This is a genomic window from Streptomyces sp. NBC_01506 (assembly GCF_045040295.1).
Taxonomy (GTDB): Bacteria; Actinomycetota; Actinomycetes; order Streptomycetales; family Streptomycetaceae; genus Streptomyces.
This window is the reverse complement of record NZ_CP109422.1, coordinates 736,682-757,216: the sequence shown is the minus strand read 5'-3', so window position 1 is coordinate 757,216 and position 20,535 is coordinate 736,682. Positions and strand designations below refer to the sequence as shown.

General features: G+C 69.0%; 1 protein-coding gene. It reads left to right on the top strand.

The genetic code is table 11. The features are described from left to right. Positions 1 to 26 precede the first annotated feature (26 nt). Positions 27 to 20,525, top strand: a complete 20,499-nt coding sequence (locus OG329_RS03095; protein WP_405792566.1) for an SDR family NAD(P)-dependent oxidoreductase — start codon at positions 27 to 29, stop codon at positions 20,523 to 20,525. The last annotated feature ends 10 nt before the right edge of the window (positions 20,526 to 20,535 follow it).

The window sequence follows — 20,535 nt, the reverse complement described above, 5'->3', positions numbered from 1 at the left end:
ACCGTTCGTCAGCCGGAGGCATCGCGATGTCCAGTTCCGAAGACAAGCTGCGCGAGTACCTGCGGCTGGTCACCACCAACTTGCAGGACACCAGGCAGCGGCTCGAGCTGATCGAGGCCAGGGACAGCGAACCGATCGCGATCGTGGGGATGGCGTGCCGGTTCCCCGGCGACGTCAACTCGCCGGAGGACCTGTGGCGGCTGGTCGAGGCCGGCACCGACGCCATCTCCACCGTGCCGGGCGATCGCGGCTGGGACCTGGAATCGCTCTACGATCCGGACCCCGATCAGCCGGGCACCAGCTACGTCCGGCATGGCGGGTTCATCGACGGGATCGGCGGCTTCGACGCGGACTTCTTCGGTCTCTCGCCGCGTGAGGCGGTGGCGATGGATCCGCAGCACCGGCTGCTGCTGGAGACGGCATGGGAGACCGTCGAAAGCGCGCGCATCAACCCCGTTTCGCTGCGCGGCAGCCGGACCGGGGTATTCATCGGCGGCGCCGAGGTCGGCTACGCGGAGCTGGCCGGGCACGCCAAGGACAGCGAAGGCCACTTGCTCACCGGCAACGCGGTGAGCGTCATGTCCGGACGGATCTCGTACGCCCTCGGACTCGAGGGGCCCGCCCTGTCGATCGACACGGCGTGCTCGTCCGCGTTGGTGGCCATCCACCTCGGGGTCCGGGCACTGCGCTGGGGCGAGAGCGATCTGGTGCTGGCCGGCGGCGTCGGCGTAATGCCCACCCCGCGCCTGTTCGTTCAGTTCTCCCGACAGCGTGGCCTGGCGGCCGACGGGCGGGCCAAGGCGTTCGCCGACGCGGCCGACGGCACCGCCTGGGCTGAGGGCGTCGGCGCTGTGCTGCTGGCGCGGCTTTCGGACGCGGAGCGCGAGGGATATCCGATCCTGGCCGTGGTGCGCGGCTCGGCCGTCAACCAGGACGGCGCGAGCAGCGGCCTGACCGCGCCCAACGGCCCCTCGCAGCAGCGTGTCATCATGGCCGCCCTGGCCGACGCGCAACTGCCGGCGAGCGCGATCGACGCCGTCGAGGCGCACGGCACCGGAACGCGGTTGGGTGATCCGATCGAGGCGCAGGCGTTGCTGGCCGCGTACGGACAGGACCGCGACCGGGACCGTCCGCTGCTGCTCGGTTCGGTGAAGTCCAACATCGGTCACACCCAGGCCGCGGCGGGCATCGCGGGTGTCATCAAGACGGTGATGGCGATGCGGCACGGCGTCCTGCCGCCGACGTTGCACGTCGACGAGCCGAGTACAAACGTGGACTGGTCGGCCGGATCGGTCGACCTGCTGCTCGAACGCACCGAGTGGCCCGCCACCGGCCGTCCCCGTCGCGCCGGCGTCTCGGCGTTCGGGATCAGCGGGACGAACGCGCATGTGCTGCTGGAGCAGGCACCGGTAGCGGAGAAGTCGCAGATCACCGAAGCGGAGCACGGCGAGGCGGGCGCCGGTGGTCCGGTGCCGTGGGTGGTATCGGGCAAGTCGGGTGCGGCGGTACGGGCGGCGGCCGGCCGCCTGCTGACGGTAGTCGGTGACGACGGGCTCGATCTGGCGGATGTCGGTCTTTCGCTGGTGACGACACGTGCGGAGTTGGGGCATCGCGCGGTGGTCTTCGGGACCGAAGAGGAGGCGATGGCCGAAGGACTGGCCGCCTTGTCCCGTGGCGAGTTCCCGGCCGGCGTGGCTGAAGGTGTGGTGTCGGAGGGTCGTACGGGGTTTGTGTTTCCGGGGCAGGGGTCGCAGTGGGTGGGGATGGGGCGGGGGTTGTATGAGCGGTTCCCGGTGTTCGCTGGGGCTTTTGATGAGGTGTTGTCGCATCTTGATCCGGGGTTGCGGGGTGTGTTGTGGGGTGTGGATTCGGGGGTGTTGGAGCGGACGGGGTGGGCGCAGCCGGGTTTGTTCGCGGTGGAGGTGGGGTTGTTCCGGTTGTTGGAGTCGTTTGGTGTGGTGCCGGAGTTTGTGGTGGGTCATTCGGTGGGGGAGGTGGCGGCGGCGTATGTGGCGGGGGTGTTGTCGTTGGCGGATGCGTGTGTGCTGGTGTCTGCTCGGGGTCGGTTGATGGATGGGTTGGCTGTTGGTGGGGTGATGGTGGCGTTGGAGGTGTCGGAGGCTGAGGTTTTGCCGTGGTTGGGTGCGGGGGTGTCGTTGGCTGCGGTGAATGGTGTGGGGTCGGTGGTGGTGTCGGGTGAGGTGTCGGCGGTGGATGGGGTGGTGGCGCGGTTCGCGGGTCGTCGTTCGCGGCGGTTGCGGGTCTCGCACGCGTTCCATTCGCCGTTGATGGAGCCGATGCTCGAGGAGTTCCGGGGTGTGGTGGAGGGGTTGACGTTCCGTCGGCCGGTGCTTGATGTGGTTTCGTCGTTGTCGGTGGGCGCGGATATGGCCGATCCCGAATACTGGGTGCGGCAGGTGCGTGAGCCGGTGCGGTTCGCTGATGCGGTGGCGCGGTTGCGGGCTGAGGGTGTGACGCGGTTCGTCGAGGCGGGTCCGGGTGGGACGCTGTCGGGCCTCGTAGCCCGGAGCGACGGCGACGGCGGTGACAACGGTGACGGCGTGCAGAGTGTGACGGCTGCCCCGCTGCGTAAGGTTGAGGAGGAAGCGACTGGTTTGCTTGCGGCGCTTGCCGCGCTCTATGTGAACGGCACCGGTGTGAAGTGGGCCGAGTGGTTCACCGGCTCCGGCGCACGCCGCATCGACCTGCCCACCTACCCCTTCCAGCACGAACGCTTCTGGCCGTCCATCACACCGGGCACCGACATCAGCGGGACCGGTCTGGAGCCGACCGGACATCCGCTGCTGACCGGGTCGGTCGATCTCTCCGATGACGGCCTGATTCTGACCGGCCGGCTGTCGGTCGCCGCCCAGCCGTGGCTCGCCGATCACGTCATTCTCGGTTCGGCGCTGCTGCCCGGCACAGCCCTGCTCGACATGGCCGTGCGCGCCGCCGACGAGGCCGGCTGCGCGGGCGTCGACGAATTGACGCTCGCCGCACCGTTGATCTTCTCCGCCAAAGAGTCGGTTCTCGTGCAGGTGCGCGTCGGCGAGGCCGATGCGTCGAGCTGCCGTTCCGTCACCATCCGCTCCCGCGCCGACGGGTCGGACTCCTGGACCGAGCACGCCGCCGGCACGCTTTCGCCGGCTCGGGCGTCAACCGCCCCTTCCGCTACGGTCGACTGGCCGCCGACCGGCGCCGAACCCGTTGATCTGGACGGCTTCTACGAGCGGATTGCGGAGTCAGGGTTCGTGTACGGTCCGCTGTTCCGCGGGCTGCGCACGGCCTGGCGCCGGGGCGGAGAGGTGTTCGCCGAGGTCGCGTTGCCGGCGGGCACCGACGTCAGCGGATTCGGGGTGCATCCCGCGCTGCTCGACGCCTCGCTGCACGTGACGGCCGTCGCCGGGATGGCGGCTGCCGTGCCGTTCTCGTGGACCGGCGTCACCGTGCACGCCACGGGTGCGACCACGGTACGGGTCCGGATGAGCCGGACGGCCGAGGACACGGTCTCTGCGGAACTCACCGACCCGGCGGGCAACCCCGTGGCCTCCGTCGAGTCGCTGGTCCTGCGCGCTCCGGCGGCCCAGTCGGGCAGTCCTCGTGATGGGTTGTGGGGGGTGGAGTGGGTTGGGGCTGGTTCGTTGGTTGGTGAGTTGGGGTCGTGTGTGGTGTTGGAGGGGGATGTGGTGTCGTTGGTTGAGGTGCCGGATGTGGTGCCGGATGTGGTGGTGGTTGGGGTTTCGGGGTCTGTGGGTGGTGTGTGTGCGCGGGTTCTGGGGTTGGTGCAGGGGTGGTTGGGGGAGGAGCGGTTCGGGGGTTCGAGGTTGGTGTTTCGGACGTCGGGTGCGGTGTCGGGTGGGGATGTGGGGGCGTCGGGGGTGTGGGGTCTGGTGCGTAGTGCGCAGGTGGAGCATCCGGGTCGGTTTGGTCTGGTTGATGTCGATGGTGATGTTGATGTTGATGGTGTTGGGGTGGGTGGGGTTCCGGCGGGGGTGTGGGGTTCGGGTGAGCCGGAGTTGTGGGTGCGGGAGGGGGAGGTTCTGGTTCCGCGTCTGGTGCGGGTGGGTGGTGAGAGTAGTGAGAGTGGTGAGGGTGGTGGTGTGTCGTTTGGTGGTGGTGTGGTGTTGGTGACTGGTGGTACGGGTGGGCTTGGGCGGTTGGTGGTGGGGCATTTGGTGGAGCGGTATGGGGTGCGGGATCTGGTGTTGGTGAATCGGGGTGGGGTGGTGCCGGGGTGGGTGGCTGGTCTGGGTGGGCGGGTTGTTGTTGAGGGGTGTGATGTTGGTGATCGTGATGCGGTGGCGGGTTTGGTGGATCGGTATCGGGATCGGTTGAGTGGGGTGGTGCATTTGGCGGGGGTGTTGGATGACGGGGTGGTGGAGTCGTTGTCGGCTGAGCGGTTGGATGGGGTGTGGGGGGCGAAGGCGGGTGGTGCGTGGTGGTTGCATGAGTTGACTGTGGGGTTGGATCTGGATGCGTTTGTGGTGTTCTCGTCGGCGGCTGGTGTGTTCGGTGGTGCGGGGCAGGCGAATTATGCGGCTGCTAATGCGTTTGTGGATGGGTTGGTGAGGTATCGCCGTGCTGCTGGTCTGGTGGGTACGTCGTTGGTGTGGGGTCCGTGGGAGGGTTCTGACGGGGGGATGACTGGGGGGTTGTCTGAGGGGGGCAGGGCGCGGATCGGTCGGGCCGGGCTGGTTCCGTTGTCGGCCGAGCGGGGGCTGGAGTTGTTCGATGCCGCTCTTGCGTGTGGGGAGCCGGTCGTGGTGCCGGCCGATATCGATGTGGCGTCGCTGCGCGGGAGCGAGAACCTACCGGTATTGCTACGAAGCCTCGTTCGCATGCCGGTACAACGTCGCGTCGCGGCCGGCGAGGCGCTGGACGGTGTGCCGGTCGAGCGGCGCAAGGAGGTGCTGCTTGATCTGGTGCGTAGGCAGGTCGCCGCGGTCCTGGGCTACGGATCTGCCGCGGCGGTGGATCCGGATCGTGCGTTCAGTGAGCTCGGGTTCGATTCGTTGACGGCTGTGGAGTTGCGGAACCGGCTGGCGGCGGCGGCCGGTCTGCGGCTTCCGGCGACGCTGGTGTTCGACTATCCCTCCGCCCGCGCGCTGGCAGGGTTCGTGTCGGCCGAGTTGTCCGGCACGGTCGCCGACGTGGCTGCTGCCGTGCCGCCCGCTGTCGTGAGCACGGCCGACGATCCGGTGGTCATCGTCGGGATGGCCTGCCGATACCCCGGCGGCGTCACGACGCCTGAACAACTATGGGACCTGGTCGACTCCGGCACCGACGCCATCACCCCCTTCCCTGCCGACCGCGGCTGGGACCTGGCGGCGTTGCGGGAGAGTTCGTCGACTGGTTCGGGCGGGTTCCTGTTCGAGGCGGCTGAGTTCGATGCGGGGTTCTTCGGGATTTCGCCGCGTGAGGCGGTGGCGATGGATCCGCAGCAGCGGCTGCTGCTGGAGGCGTCGTGGGAGGCGTTCGAGCGTTCGGGTATCGATCCGCTCGCGCTGCGCGGCAGCCGGACCGGTGTCTTCGCCGGCGTCATGTACAGCGACTACCGCAACCTTCTGACCGGCGCTCAGTACGCCGGCCACCGCGCCAACAGCAGTGCACCCAGCATCGTGTCCGGTCGCGTCGCGTATTCGTTCGGGCTCGAGGGCCCGGCGGTGACGGTGGACACGGCGTGTTCCTCGTCGCTGGTGGCGCTCCACCTGGCCGCGCAGTCGTTGCGCGGCGGTGAGTGCACATTGGCCCTGGCCGGCGGCGTCACCGTCATGGTCGCGCCCGACATGTTCCCCGAGTCGACCCGCCAGGGCGGATTGGCCGCCGACGGCCGATGCAAGTCGTACTCGGAAGCGGCCGACGGCGCCGGCTGGTCCGAGGGCGTGGGCGTCGTCGTGTTGGAGCGCCTGTCGGATGCGACAACGAATGGTCATCGGGTGTTGGCGGTGGTGCGTGGGTCGGCGGTGAATCAGGATGGTGCGTCGAACGGTTTGACGGCGCCGAACGGCCCGTCGCAGCAGCGGGTGATCCGGCAGGCGTTGGCGGGGGCCGGGTTGAGCCCGGCCGACGTGGACGTGGTGGAGGGGCATGGCACCGGTACGCGGTTGGGTGATCCGATCGAGGCGCAGGCGTTGCTGGCCACGTACGGCCAGGACCGTGAGACGCCGTTGCTGCTGGGGAGTGTGAAGTCCAACATCGGTCATACGCAGGCGGCGGCGGGGGTCGCGGGTGTGATCAAGATGGTCATGGCGATGCGGCACGGTGTTGTACCGGCGACGCTTCATGCGGATGAGCGCTCGTCGCAGGTGGACTGGTCGGCGGGCGCGATCGACGTGGTGAGCGAGAACCGTACGTGGCCTGATGCGGGTCGTCCTCGTCGTGCGGGTGTGTCGTCGTTCGGGATCAGCGGGACGAACGCGCACGTGGTCCTGGAACAGCCCGAGCCGATGGTCGATCGCCCCCCGGTGGAGTCGCCGGTGGACGGCGACCTGGTGCCGTGGGTGGTGTCGGCGCGGTCGGAGTCGGGGCTCGACATTCAGATGGAGCGGCTGAGCGAGTTGAGCGGGGTCTCGCCGGCGGATGTCGGCTTCTCCCTGGCGGCGCGTTCAGAGTTCGTGCATCGGGTGGTGGCGCTGCCTGATGGCGGCGGTGTGGTGGCCCGGGGTGCGGCGGTTGAGGGCGGGACGGTCCTGCTGTTTCCGGGGCAGGGGTCGCAGTGGGTGGGGATGGGGCGGGGGTTGTATGAGCGGTTCCCGGTGTTCGCTGGGGCTTTGGATGAGGTGTTGTCGCATCTTGATCCGGGGTTGCGGGGTGTGTTGTGGGGTGTGGATTCGGAGGCGTTGGAGCGGACGGGGTGGGCGCAGCCGGGTTTGTTCGCGGTGGAGGTGGCGCTGTTCCGGTTGTTGGAGTCGTTTGGTGTGGTGCCGGAGTTTGTGGTGGGTCATTCGGTGGGGGAGGTGGCGGCGGCGTATGTGGCGGGGGTGTTGTCGTTGGCGGACGCCGCTGCTCTGGTGTCCGCTCGGGGTCGGTTGATGGATGGGTTGGCTGTTGGTGGGGTGATGGTGGCGTTGGAGGTGTCGGAGGCTGAGGTTTTGCCGTGGTTGGGTGCGGGGGTGTCGTTGGCTGCGGTCAACGGTCCGAAGTCGGTGGTGGTGTCGGGTGAGGCGTCGGCGGTGGATGAGGTGGTGGCGCGGTTCGCGGGCCGTCGTGCACGCCGGTTGCGGGTCTCGCACGCGTTCCATTCGCCGTTGATGGAGCCGATGCTCGAGGAGTTCCGGGGTGTGGTGGAGGGGTTGACGTTCCGGCGGCCTGCTTTGACGTTGGTCTCGTCGCTGTCTGCGGATGCCGATATGAGTAATCCTGAGTATTGGGTGCGGCAGGTGCGTGAGCCGGTGAGGTTCGCCGACGCGGTGGCGCGGTTGCGGGCTGAGGGTGTGACGCGGTTCGTCGAGGCGGGTCCCGGTGGGACGCTGTGCGCGCTGGTGGCGCAGGCCGAGGGCGACACTCTCCAGAGTGTGACGGCTGCTCCGCTGCGTAAGGTTGAGGAGGAAGCGACTGGTTTGCTTGCGGCGCTTGCCGCGCTCTATGTGAACGGCACCGGTGTGAAGTGGGCCGAGTGGTTCACCGGCACCGGTGCGCGCCGCATCGATCTGCCCACCTACCCCTTCCAACACGAGCGCTACTGGCCGCGACCTGGAGTCGTCGGAGCGGGCGCGGCGGCCGGCCTGGACAGCCTCGAACATCCGCTGCTGGGCGCGGCGGTCGAACTGGCCGACACCGGAGGATTCCTGCTCACCGGCCGGCTGTCGGTCGCCGCCCAGCCGTGGCTCGCCGATCACGTCATTCTCGGCTCCGCACTGGTGCCCGGCACCGCACTGCTGGAGATGGCGCTGTGTGCCGCCGACCAGGTCGGTTGCCTACAGGTCGAGGAGCTCACACTTGCCGCGCCGCTTGTGCTCGACGACGCCGTCACGGTGCAGGTCACCATAGCGCCGCCGGACGAAACCGGCCGCAGGACGCTGGCCGTCCGCTCCAGGACGGATGCCACGCGAGAGTGGGTTCTGCACGCGAGCGGCGTTGTCTGCCCCGACGAAGTCCCGACCGAGGTCGACCGCTCACAATGGCCCCCGGCCGATGCTCTCCCCGTGGACACGACCGACCTCTATGCCACGGCCGCCGAGTCCGGGTTCGACTACGGCCTGACATTCCAGGGGCTGACGGCCTTGTGGCGCCGGGGAGAGGAGTTCTTCGCCGAGGTCGAGCTGCCGGAGGACACCGCCGATGCCGAGTCGTTCGGCGTGCACCCGGCGCTGCTCGACGCCTGCCTGCACGCTCTCCTGGCCGACGACACCACCATCTCGGCTGACAACGACGGCCGCCACCACCGCGTGGTGCCGTTCTCGTGGACTGGTGTGTCGGTCCACACCCGGGGCTGCACCGCAGCCCGTGTTCGGCTGACCCGACGCGCTGACGGATCGGTCGCCCTCGCCGTCACGGACACGACCGGCGTCCCGCTCGCGTCCGTGGCCTCGCTGACCTTCCGCCCGGTGTCGGGTGAGCGGTTGGGTCGTGGTGATGGGTTGTGGGGGGTGGAGTGGGTTGGGGCTGGTTCGTTGGTTGGTGAGTTGGGGTCGTGTGTGGTGTTGGAGGGGGATGTGGTGTCGTTGGTTGAGGTGCCGGATGTGGTGCCGGATGTGGTGGTGGTTGGGGTTTCGGGGTCTGTGGGTGGTGTGTGTGCGCGGGTTCTGGGGTTGGTGCAGGGGTGGTTGGGGGAGGAGCGGTTCGGGGGTTCGAGGTTGGTGTTTCGGACGTCGGGTGCGGTGTCGGGTGGGGATGTGGGGGCGTCGGGGGTGTGGGGTCTGGTGCGTAGTGCGCAGGTGGAGCATCCGGGTCGGTTTGGTCTGGTCGATGTCGATGGTGTTGGGGTGGGTGGGGTTCCGGCGGGTGTGTGGGGTTCGGGTGAGCCGGAGTTGTGGGTGCGGGAGGGGGAGGTTCTGGTTCCGCGTCTGGTGCGGGTGGGTGGTGGGAGTGGTGAGAGTGGTGGGGGTGGTGGTGTGTCGTTTGGTGGTGGTGTGGTGTTGGTGACTGGTGGTACGGGTGGGCTTGGGCGGTTGGTGGTGGGGCATTTGGTGGAGCGGTATGGGGTGCGGGATCTGGTGTTGGTGAATCGGGGTGGGGTGGTGCCGGGGTGGGTGGCTGGTCTGGGTGGGCGGGTTGTTGTTGAGGGGTGTGATGTTGGTGATCGTGATGCGGTGGCGGGTTTGGTGGATCGGTATCGGGATCGGTTGAGTGGGGTGGTGCATTTGGCGGGGGTGTTGGATGACGGGGTGGTGGAGTCGTTGTCGGCTGAGCGGTTGGATGGGGTGTGGGGGGCGAAGGCGGGTGGTGCGTGGTGGTTGCATGAGTTGACTGTGGGGTTGGATCTGGATGCGTTTGTGGTGTTCTCGTCGGCGGCTGGTGTGTTCGGTGGTGCGGGGCAGGCGAATTATGCGGCTGCTAATGCGTTTGTGGATGGGTTGGTGAGGTATCGCCGTGCTGCTGGTCTGGTGGGTACGTCGTTGGTGTGGGGTCCGTGGGAGGGTTCTGACGGGGGGATGACTGGGGGGTTGTCTGAGGGGGGCAGGGCGCGGATCGGTCGGGCCGGGCTGGTTCCGTTGTCGGCCGAGCGGGGGCTGGAGTTGTTCGATGCCGCTCTTGCGTGTGGGGAGCCGGTCGTGGTGCCGGCCGATATCGATGTGGCGTCGCTGCGCGGGAGCGAGAACCTACCGGTATTGCTACGAAGCCTCGTCCCGGCCTCGCCCCGACGCCGAACGGCGGGCACACGCGACCTCGTCAGGCGGCTGGCCGGCCTTCCGTCGACTCGGCGTGCCGAAGAACTGCTGACCCTGATACGGCAGCAGACCGCTGGAGTCCTGGGCTACGGATCTGCCGCGGCGGTGGATCCGGATCGTGCGTTCAGCGAGCTCGGGTTCGATTCGTTGACGGCTGTGGAGTTGCGGAACCGACTGGCGGCGGTGACCGGTCTGCGGCTGCCGGCAACGCTGGTGTTCGACTATCCGTCTGCTCAGGCGCTCGCCGGGTTCATCATGACCGAGCTGTCCGGCAGCGTGGCGGAATCGGCGTCGGTCCTGCCGCCTGCTCTTGTGAGTACGGCCGACGATCCGGTGGTCATCGTGGGGATGGCGTGCCGCTATCCGGGCCGCGTGCGCTCCCCGGAGGATCTGTGGGATCTGGTCGCGGACGGTCGTGACGCCATCGCCCCCTTCCCTGCCGATCGTGGCTGGGACCTGGCGGCGTTGCGGGAGAGTTCGTCGACTGGTTCGGGCGGGTTCCTGTTCGAGGCGGCTGAGTTCGATGCGGGGTTCTTCGGGATTTCGCCGCGTGAGGCGGTGGCGATGGATCCGCAGCAGCGGCTGCTGCTGGAGGCGTCGTGGGAGGCGTTCGAGCGTTCGGGTATCGATCCGCTCGCGCTGCGCGGCAGTCGGACCGGTGTCTTCGCCGGCGTCATGTACAGCGACTACCGCGATCTGCTGACCGGCGCTCAGTTTGACGGATTCCGGGGCAACGGCAGCTCTCCGAGCATCGTGTCCGGTCGCGTCGCGTATTCGTTGGGGCTTGAGGGCCCGGCGGTGACGGTGGACACGGCGTGTTCGTCGTCGCTGGTGGCGCTCCACCTGGCCGCGCAGTCGTTGCGCGGCGGTGAGTGCACATTGGCCCTGGCCGGCGGCGTCACCGTCATGGCTACTCCGCACACCTTCACGGAGTTCTCACGCCAGGGTGGTCTCTCGCTGGACGGGCGCTGCCGATCGTATTCGAATTCCGCCGGCGGCACGGGCTGGTCCGAGGGCGTGGGCGTCGTCGTGTTGGAGCGCCTGTCCGACGCGGTGGCGAACGGACACCGGGCGCTCGCCATTGTCCGTGGGTCGGCGGTGAATCAGGACGGCGCGAGCAACGGTTTGACGGCGCCGAACGGCCCGTCGCAGCAGCGGGTGATCCGGCAGGCGTTGGCAGGAGCCGGCTTGAGCCCGGCTGACGTGGACGTCGTCGATGGTCACGGCACCGGCACGACGCTCGGTGATCCGATCGAGGCGCAGGCGTTGCTGGCCACGTACGGCCAGGACCGTGAGACGCCGTTGCTGCTGGGCAGCGTGAAGTCCAACATCGGTCATACGCAGGCGGCGGCGGGGGTCGCGGGCGTGATCAAGATGGTGCAGGCGATGCGACACGGTGTCGTGCCGCCGACGTTGTACGCGGACGAGCCGTCGTCGCAGGTGGACTGGTCGGCGGGCGCGGTCGAGTTGGTCACGGAGCCGGCGGCGTGGCCTGATGCGGGTCGGGTGCGTCGGGCCGGTGTGTCGTCGTTCGGGATCAGCGGGACGAACGCGCACGTGATCCTGGAACAGCCCGAGCCGATGGTCGATCCGGCGCAGTCCCCTGCGGGAGGGGGCCCAGTGCCGTGGATGGTATCCGCACGGTCGGCTGAAGGGCTGGACGCGCTGGTGGCGCAGCTCAATGCGCTGGCGGGGTCGGCCCCTTCGGCGGACGTGGGGTTCTCGCTGACGGAGCGGTCCGGGTTCGCGCATCGCGCGGTACTGCTTGCGGCCGGTGATGACAGGCCGGACGAGGTAGCGCGTGGTGTGGTGTTGGAGGGTCGTACGGGGTTTGTGTTTCCGGGGCAGGGGTCGCAGTGGGTGGGGATGGGGCGGGGGTTGTATGAGCGGTTCCCGGTGTTTGCGGGGGCTTTTGATGAGGTGTTGTCGCATCTTGATCCGGGGTTGCGGGGTGTGTTGTGGGGTGTGGATTCGGGGGTGTTGGAGCGGACGGGGTGGGCGCAGCCGGGTTTGTTCGCGGTGGAGGTGGGGTTGTTCCGGTTGTTGGAGTCGTTTGGTGTGGTGCCGGAGTTTGTGGTGGGTCATTCGGTGGGGGAGGTGGCGGCGGCGTATGTGGCGGGGGTGTTGTCGTTGGCGGATGCGTGTGTGTTGGTGTCTGCTCGGGGTCGGTTGATGGATGGGTTGGCTGTTGGTGGGGTGATGGTGGCGTTGGAGGTGTCGGAGGCTGAGGTTTTGCCGTGGTTGGGTGCGGGGGTGTCGTTGGCTGCGGTGAATGGTGTGGGGTCGGTGGTGGTGTCGGGTGAGGTGTCGGCGGTGGATGGGGTGGTGGCGCGGTTCGCGGGTCGTCGTTCGCGGCGGTTGCGGGTTTCGCATGCGTTCCATTCGTCGTTGATGGAGCCGATGCTTGAGGAGTTCCGGGGTGTGGTGGAGGGGTTGACGTTCGAGCGGCCGGTGCTTGAGGTGGTCTCCTCGCTGTCGGTGGGTGCGGATATGTGTGATCCCGAATACTGGGTGCGGCAGGTGCGTGAGCCGGTGCGGTTCGCTGATGCGGTGGCGCGGTTGCGGGCTGAGGGTGTGACGCGGTTCGTCGAGGCGGGTCCGGGTGGGACGCTGTCCGGCCTCGTAGCCCAGAGCGACGGCGACGACGTGCAGAGTGTGACCGCTGCCCCGCTGCGTAAGGAGCAGGACGAGGAGCGCTGCGTGCTGGCCACACTCGGCGCGCTGTATGTCAGCGGCCTGTCGGTGAAATGGCGTGAGTTCTTCGCCGGCTCGGGTGCACGCCGCATCGACCTGCCCACCTACCCCTTCCAACACGAGCGCTACTGGCCGCGACCTGGAGTCGTCGGAGCGGGCGCGGCGGCGCTCGGCCTGGACAGCCTCGAACATCCGCTGCTGGGCGCGGCGGTCGAACTCGCGGACAACGGCGAGGTCGTGCTCACCGGCCGGCTTTCCGTGGACGCCGAGCCGTGGCTGAGTGAGCACGTGATTCGCGGATCCGTGGTCTTCCCGGCCACCGGATTCCTGGAACTGGCTCTGCGCGCCGCCGACGAGGTCGGCTGCGGTTGCGTCGAAGAGCTGACCCTGCCCGCGCCGCTGGTCCTGCCCGCGCAGGGTGGCGTCGCGATCCAGGTGCGTGTCGACGCGCCGGACGAGGCCGGCCGACGCACCATCACCATCCAGGCGCGCCAACCGGACGTTGGCCCCGGCCGGCCCTGGACGCTGTGTGCTTCGGGCATCCTGGCGCCGTCGCAACCCCCCGTCGCAGTACCTTTCGACGCCGCCGTCTGGCCTCCGGAAGGCGCGCAGCAGTTGGATGTCGCAGACGTCTACGACCAATTCGGGGACATCGGGTTTGAATATGGTCCGCTGTTCCGTGGGCTGCGTGCGGCGTGGCGACGCGGAGATGACGTCTTCGCCGAGGTCGAGCTGCCGTCAGGCGCCACGGATGCCGAGGCATTCGGCCTGCACCCGGCATTGTTCGATGCCTGCCTGCACACCGGAGCACTCCTGCGCACGGACGCGGACGCGGACGCGGACGTTGAGGGTCGAGTTCCGTTCTCGTGGACTGGTGTGGCACTGCACGCGGTCGGCGCTTCGAAGGTCCGCGTTCGCGTGACTCCGGCTGCGGACGGCGCGGTGTCGATCGAAGCCGTCGATGCTGCCGGAGCGGCGGTCGCGTCCGTGCGATCCCTCGTCGCCCGTCCGGTGTCGGGTGAGCGGTTGGGTCGTGGTGATGGGTTGTGGGGGGTGGAGTGGGTTGGGGCTGGTTCGTTGGTTGGTGAGTTGGGGTCGTGTGTGGTGTTGGAGGGGGATGTGGTGTCGTTGGTCGAGGTGCCGGATGTGGTGCCGGATGTGGTGGTGGTTGGGGTTTCGGGGTCTGTGGGTGGTGTGTGTGCGCGGGTTCTGGGGTTGGTGCAGGGGTGGTTGGGGGAGGAGCGGTTCGGGGGTTCGAGGTTGGTGTTTCGGACGTCGGGTGCGGTGTCGGGTGGGGATGTGGGGGCGTCGGGGGTGTGGGGTCTTGTGCGTAGTGCGCAGGTGGAGCATCCGGGTCGGTTTGGTCTGGTCGATGTCGATGTCGATGTCGATGGTGATGGTGTTGGGGTGGGTGGGGTTCCGGCGGGGGTGTGGGGTTCGGGTGAGCCGGAGTTGTGGGTGCGGGAGGGGGAGGTTCTGGTTCCGCGTCTGGTGCGGGTGGGCGGTGGGAGTGGTGAGAGTGGTGGTGTGTCGTTTGGTGGTGGTGTGGTGTTGGTGACTGGTGGTACGGGTGGGCTTGGGCGGTTGGTGGTGGGGCATTTGGTGGAGCGGTATGGGGTGCGGGATCTGGTGTTGGTGAATCGGGGTGGGGTGGTGCCGGGGTGGGTGGCTGGTCTGGGTGGGCGGGTTGTTGTTGAGGGGTGTGATGTTGGTGATCGTGATGCGGTGGCGGGTTTGGTGGATCGGTATCGGGATCGGTTGAGTGGGGTGGTGCATTTGGCGGGGGTGTTGGATGACGGGGTGGTGGAGTCGTTGTCGGCTGAGCGGTTGGATGGGGTGTGGGGGGCGAAGGCGGGTGGTGCGTGGTGGTTGCATGAGTTGACTGTGGGGTTGGATCTGGATGCGTTTGTGGTGTTCTCGTCGGCGGCTGGTGTGTTCGGTGGTGCGGGGCAGGCGAATTATGCGGCGGCTAATGCGTTTGTGGATGGGTTGGTGAGGTTTCGCCGTGCTGCTGGTCTGGTGGGTACGTCGTTGGTGTGGGGTCCGTGGGAGGGTGCGGATGGGGGGATGACCGGCGGACTGTCGGAGGGGGGCAGGGCGCGGATCGGTCGGGCCGGGCTGGTTCCGTTGTCGGCCCAGCGTGGGCTGGAGTTGTTCGACGCTGCTCTTGCGTGTGGGGAGCCGGTCGTGGTGCCGGCCGATATCGATGTGGCGTCGCTGCGCGGGAGCGAGAACCTACCGGTATTGCTACGAAGCCTCGTTCACGCTCCGGCGCGGCGGCGTGCGGCCGGAACCGGGGACCTGGCCCAGCGGCTCGCCGCGCTTCCCGCGGAACGGCGGGCCGACGAAGTGTTCGAACTCGTGCGGGAACAAGTCGCCGCCGTCCTCGGCCACAGCTCCCCGGCCACGCTCGATGCCGATCGTGCGTTCAGCGAGCTCGGGTTCGATTCGTTGACGGCTGTGGAGTTGCGGAACCGGCTGGCGGCGGCGGCCGGTCTGCGGCTGCCGGCGACGCTGGTGTTCGACTATCCCTCCGCCCGCGTACTGGCGGACTTCGTGTCGGCCGAGTTGTCCGGCACGGTCGCCGACGTGGCTGCTGCCGTGCCGTCCGCTGTCGTGAGTACGGCCGACGATCCGGTGGTCATCGTCGGGATGGCCTGCCGATACCCCGGCGGCGTCACGACGCCTGAACAACTATGGGACCTGGTCGACTCCGGCACCGACGCCATCGCCCCCTTCCCTGCCGACCGCGGCTGGGACCTGGCGGCATTGCGTGACCCCGAGGCGGACGAGCCCGGCCGCTACTACTCCGCCGGCGGCGGGTTCCTCGACTCGGCGGCCGAGTTCGACGCCGGGTTCTTCGGCATGAGCCCGAAGGAGGCCGTGGCCACCGATCCGCAGCAGCGCCTCGCGCTGGAGCTGGCCTGGGAGGCGTTCGAGCGTTCGGGTATCGATCCGCTCTCGCTGCGCGGCAGTCGGACCGGTGTCTTCTCCGGCGTCATGTACCACGACTACCCCGGCAGCGATGGCAGCGGCAGCGTCGTCTCCGGCCAAGTGGCGTACCGGTTCGGGCTCGAAGGTGCCGCGATCTCGGTCGACACGGCGTGCTCGTCCTCACTGGTCGCGATCCACCTCGCCGCGCAGGCCCTGCGTCAGCGTGAGTGCGCGCTCGCCGTGGCCGGCGGTGTGACGGTGCTCTCCACGCCCGCAGTGTTCGCCGGCTTCGGCCGGCTCGGCGGACTTTCGCCCGATGGGCGTTGCAAGGCGTACGCGGACGGCGCGGACGGCACCGGATTCTCCGAAGGCGCCGGATTCCTGGTCCTTGAGCGTCTGTCCGACGCGGTGGCGAACGGGCATCCGGTGCTGGCGACGGTGTGTGGGTCGGCGGTGAATCAGGATGGTGCGTCGAATGGTTTGACGGCGCCCAATGGTCCGTCGCAGCAGCGGGTGATCAGGCAGGCGTTGGCAGGAGCCGGGTTGAGCCCGGTGGATGTGGACGTCGTCGATGGTCACGGCACCGGCACGCGGCTGGGTGATCCGATCGAGGCGCAGGCGTTGCTGGCGACGTATGGGCAAGGCCGCGACCAGGACCGTCCGTTGCTGTTGGGGAGCGTCAAGTCCAACATCGGTCATACGCAGGCGGCGGCGGGGGTCGCGGGTGTGATCAAGATGGTCATGGCGATGCGGCACGGTGTGGTACCGGCGACGCTTCATGCGGATGAGCGTTCGTCGCAGGTGGACTGGTCGGCGGGCGCGATCGACGTGGTGAGCGAGAACCGTACGTGGCCTGATGCGGGTCGTTCTCGTCGTGCGGGTGTGTCGTCGTTCGGGGTGAGTGGTACTAACGCGCATGTGATTGTGGAGCAGGCGCCGTTGGTGGAGGTGGCGCCGGTGGTGGGTGGTGCGGGTGTGGGTGTGGGTGTGGGTGTGGGTGTGGTGGGGGGTGTGGTGCCGTGGGTGTTGTCGGGTCGTGATGTGGGGGCTGTGCGGGATCAGGCGGGGCGGTTGGCGGCGTGTGTGCGTGGGGGTGTGGGGGGTGGTGTGGTGGATGTGGGGAGTACGTTGGCGGTGTCGCGTTCGGCGATGGTGTGCCGGGCGGCTGTGGTGGCGTCCGATGTGGATGGTTTGTTGGTGGGTCTTGATGGTCTGGCTGTGGGTGGGCCGGGTGTGGGGTCGGGTGTGGGTGGGTCGGGTGTGGTGCGGTCGGTGGGTGGTGTGGGGCCGGTGTTTGTGTTTCCTGGTCAGGGGTCGCAGTGGGTGGGTATGGGGCGGGGTTTGCTGGAGTCGTCGCCGGTGTTTGCGGAGCGGTTGGCGGAGTGTGAGGCGGCGTTGGGGCCGTATGTGGACTGGTCGCTGGTGGATGTGGTGCGGGGGGATGCTCCGGCCGGACTCCTGGAGCGGGTTGATGTGGTTCAGCCGGTGTTGTTCGCGGTGATGGTTTCGTTGGCGGGGTTGTGGCGGGCTTGTGGTGTGGAGCCGTCGGCGGTGGTGGGTCATTCTCAGGGTGAGATTGCTGCGGCGTGTGTGGCGGGTGCGTTGTCGTTGGAGGATGGTGCGCGGGTGGTGGCGTTGCGTAGTCGGGCGTTGCGGGTGTTGGCGGGTGGTGGGGGGATGGTGTCGGTGGCGTTGTCGGCGGATGAGGTGGGGGTGCGGATTGCGGGTCTGGGTGGTCGTGTGTCGCTTGCGGTGGTGAATGGTCCGGCGTCGACGGTGGTTTCGGGTGTGCCTGATGCGTTGGATGAGTTGTTGGGGGTGTTGGAGGCGGAGGGTGTGTGGGCGAAGCGGATCGCTGTTGATTACGCGTCGCATTCGGCTCAGGTGGACCGGGTGGGTGCGGAGGTTCTTGAGGTGCTTGCTCCGGTGGTGCCGCGGGTGCCGGTGGTGCCGTTTTATTCGACGGTGACGGGGTCTGTGGTTGAGTCCGCGGTGATGGATGCGGGGTATTGGCTGGACAATTTGCGGTTGACGGTGGGGTTCGAGCCGGCGGTGCGTGAGTTGTTGGGGGCGGGTTATCGGCATTTTGTCGAGATCAGTGCGCATCCGGTGCTGACGGCCAGTGTGCAGGAGACGGTCGAGGACAGTGGTGTGGAGGCTGCTGTGATGTCGACGTTGCGTCGTGGTGAGGGGGGGCTGGATCGTTTTGTGGCCTCGCTTGCCGATGCGTGGAGTCATGGTGTTCCGGTGGACTGGGCCGTGTATTACGCGGATACCGGCGCCCGCCACGTGGACCTGCCCACCTACCCCTTCCAACACCAGCGCTACTGGTCCGCCGCGACCGTCGTGGGCAACGCGCAGGGCGGCGACACACACCCGCTGCTGTCCGGCTCGGTCGAGATCGCCGGAACTGGCGCGTTCGTGTGGTCGGGGCGCGTCTCGACGCTCATGCAGCCTTGGCTCGCCGACCACGCGGTGCACGGCGACGTGCTGGTGCCCGGCACGGCGTTCCTGGAACTCGCCATGAAGGCGGCGGGGGACACCGGCTGCGGCAGCGTGGCCGAACTGACCCTCGCCGCGCCGCTGCTCCTTCCCGAGCACTCCGAGGCGCGGATCCAGATGTGGGCCGGTGCCGCCGACGAGTCCGGCGACCGCTCGCTGACCGTGCACTCCCGGCCCGCCGACGATCCGCAGGCTCCGTGGACCGAGCACGCCTCCGGCCGGCTGGCCGCCGCCGCACGGATCGAACCCTTCGACCCGATGCCCTGGCCCCCGGCCGGTGCACAGCCGCTCGAAGTCGCCGGGCTGTACGAGCGGCTGGCCGACACCGGATTCGGCTACGGTCCGGCATTCCAGGGCCTGCGCGCGGCATGGCGGCGAGGTGACGAACTGTTCGCCGAGGCCGCGCTACCCGAAGATGTCGACGGCACCGGCTACGGACTACACCCCGCACTCCTCGACGCCTGCCTGCACACCGGCGCCCTCGCCACCCGCGCCGACGGCGAAGGCTGGAACGGCCTGCCGTTCTCCTGGACCGGCGTGTCTCTGCACGGTCCGGGTGCACCGGCGGTGCGCGTACGGCTCTCCCCTGCCGCAGACGGCGCCGTCTCGATCAGCCTCGCCGACGCCGGCGGCGCGCCGGTGGCCTCCGTCGAGGCGCTGGTGGCAAGGCCGATGCCCACCGATGGACTGCGCCGCGCCGCCGTCTCCGACGCGCGCTATCGCATCGACTGGACCGCGGTCACGGCCGGTCGCCGGCCCGGCGCGCCGCCGGCTCTCATCGGAGCGGACGACACGGGCCTCGTGTCCGACGCCGCCGTGCACGCCTATCCTGACCTGGCAGCGCTCCCCGCCGAAACCACCACGATCCTGGTCCCGGTGACGACGTCCACCGACGACGTACCCGCCTCGGTACGCGCCGCCACCGCCGACGCACTCGCGCTGATCCAGGAGTGGCTCTCCGCCTCCCGGGGTGAAGGCGCACGGCTCGTCTTCGTGACACGCGGGGCGGCGAGCGGCAAGGATCTGGCGGCGGCGGCCGTGCGCGGGCTGGTACGCAGCGCCCAGGCCGAGGACCCCGGCCGGCTCGCGCTGATCGACCTCGACCCCACCGACAGCACGCTCCCGGCCGGCGCCCTGACCGTCGACGAGCCGGAACTGCTCGTGCGCGGCGGCGAACTGTTCGCGCCGCGGGCGATCCGCGTCACGCGGGCCGAGGACGAATCGGCCCGGCCTTTCTGGGGCGACGGCACAGTGCTGATCACCGGCGGAACCGGCGGACTGGCCGGCCTCGTCGCCCGGCACCTCGTGCGGGAACACGCCGTCCGTGATCTGCTGCTGGTAAGCCGCAGCGGCGCCGCCGCCGAGGGCGCCGCGGACCTGGCGTCCGACCTCGCCGACCTCGGTGCACAGACCGTCGACATCGAGGCTTGCGACGTCGGCGACCGCGACGCGCTCGCCGGGCTCCTCGCGCGGCACGGGCAGCGGCTGAGTGCGGTCGTGCACGCCGCCGCGGTGCTCGACGACGGGGTGATCAGCTCGCTCACCCCGGAGCGGTTCGACGCGGTGCTGCGGCCCAAGGCGGACGGCGCCTGGCACCTGCACGAGCTCACCGCCGACCTGAACCTTTCCGCCTTCGTGCTCTTCTCCTCGATGGCCGGCACAGCGGGCAGCGCCGGCCAGGGCAACTACGCGGCCGCCAACGCGTTCCTCGACGCACTGGCCCGCCGCCGCCGTGCCGTCGGGCTGCCGGCCGTCTCGCTCGGTTGGGGTCCGTGGACCGGAGTCGGCCGGGTCGACGAGGCCACCGTCCGGCGGATGACCGGCGCCGGACTCCCGCCGCTGACAGCGGAGTTGGGCCTCGCCCTGTTCGACGCCGCGACAGCCGGCCAGGAGGAGGACGCCGTGCCGCTGCTCACCCGGCTCGACCCGGCGGCGTTGCGGGCCCGCGGGGTCGTACCCGCGGTGCTGCGCTCCCTCGTCGCCGCCGCACCGGCGGCCTTCCGGTCGGCCGCGCCCTCCGCCGCCGGGCTCGCGGCACGCCTCGCCGCACTGCCGGCGGCCCAGGCCGAGGAGGAGCTGCTGGGCCTGGTCTGTGCCCAGGCCGCCGTCGTCCTCGGGCACGCCGACGCCGGGCACGTGGAACCGGACCTGGCCTTCAAGGAAGTCGGCTTCGACTCGCTCAAGGCGGTGGAGTTCCGTAACCGCATCAGCTCGCTCACCGGGCTCCGGCTGCCTGCCACGCTCGTGTTCAACCACCCGACCCCGCGCGAACTCGTGCCGGTGCTCCGTCAGGCGCTCACGCCGCAGCCGCCTTCCGCGCGGGAGTCCATCCTCGCCGAGCTCGACCGACTGGAGAGTGTGCTCGCCGGCCTGGACGAGACCGACGAGGGCGACGAGGAACTGGTGGACCGGGTCACGGGTCGGCTTGAGGTGATCCGGAGCCGGTGGCAGGAGCGCCGCGGATCCGGCCGCGACGGCGAACGGACGCCGGGGGACGGGATCGACTTCGACTCGGCCTCCGACGACGACGTCTTCGACCTGCTCGACCGGGAACTCGGCCAATGACGTGCTCGAT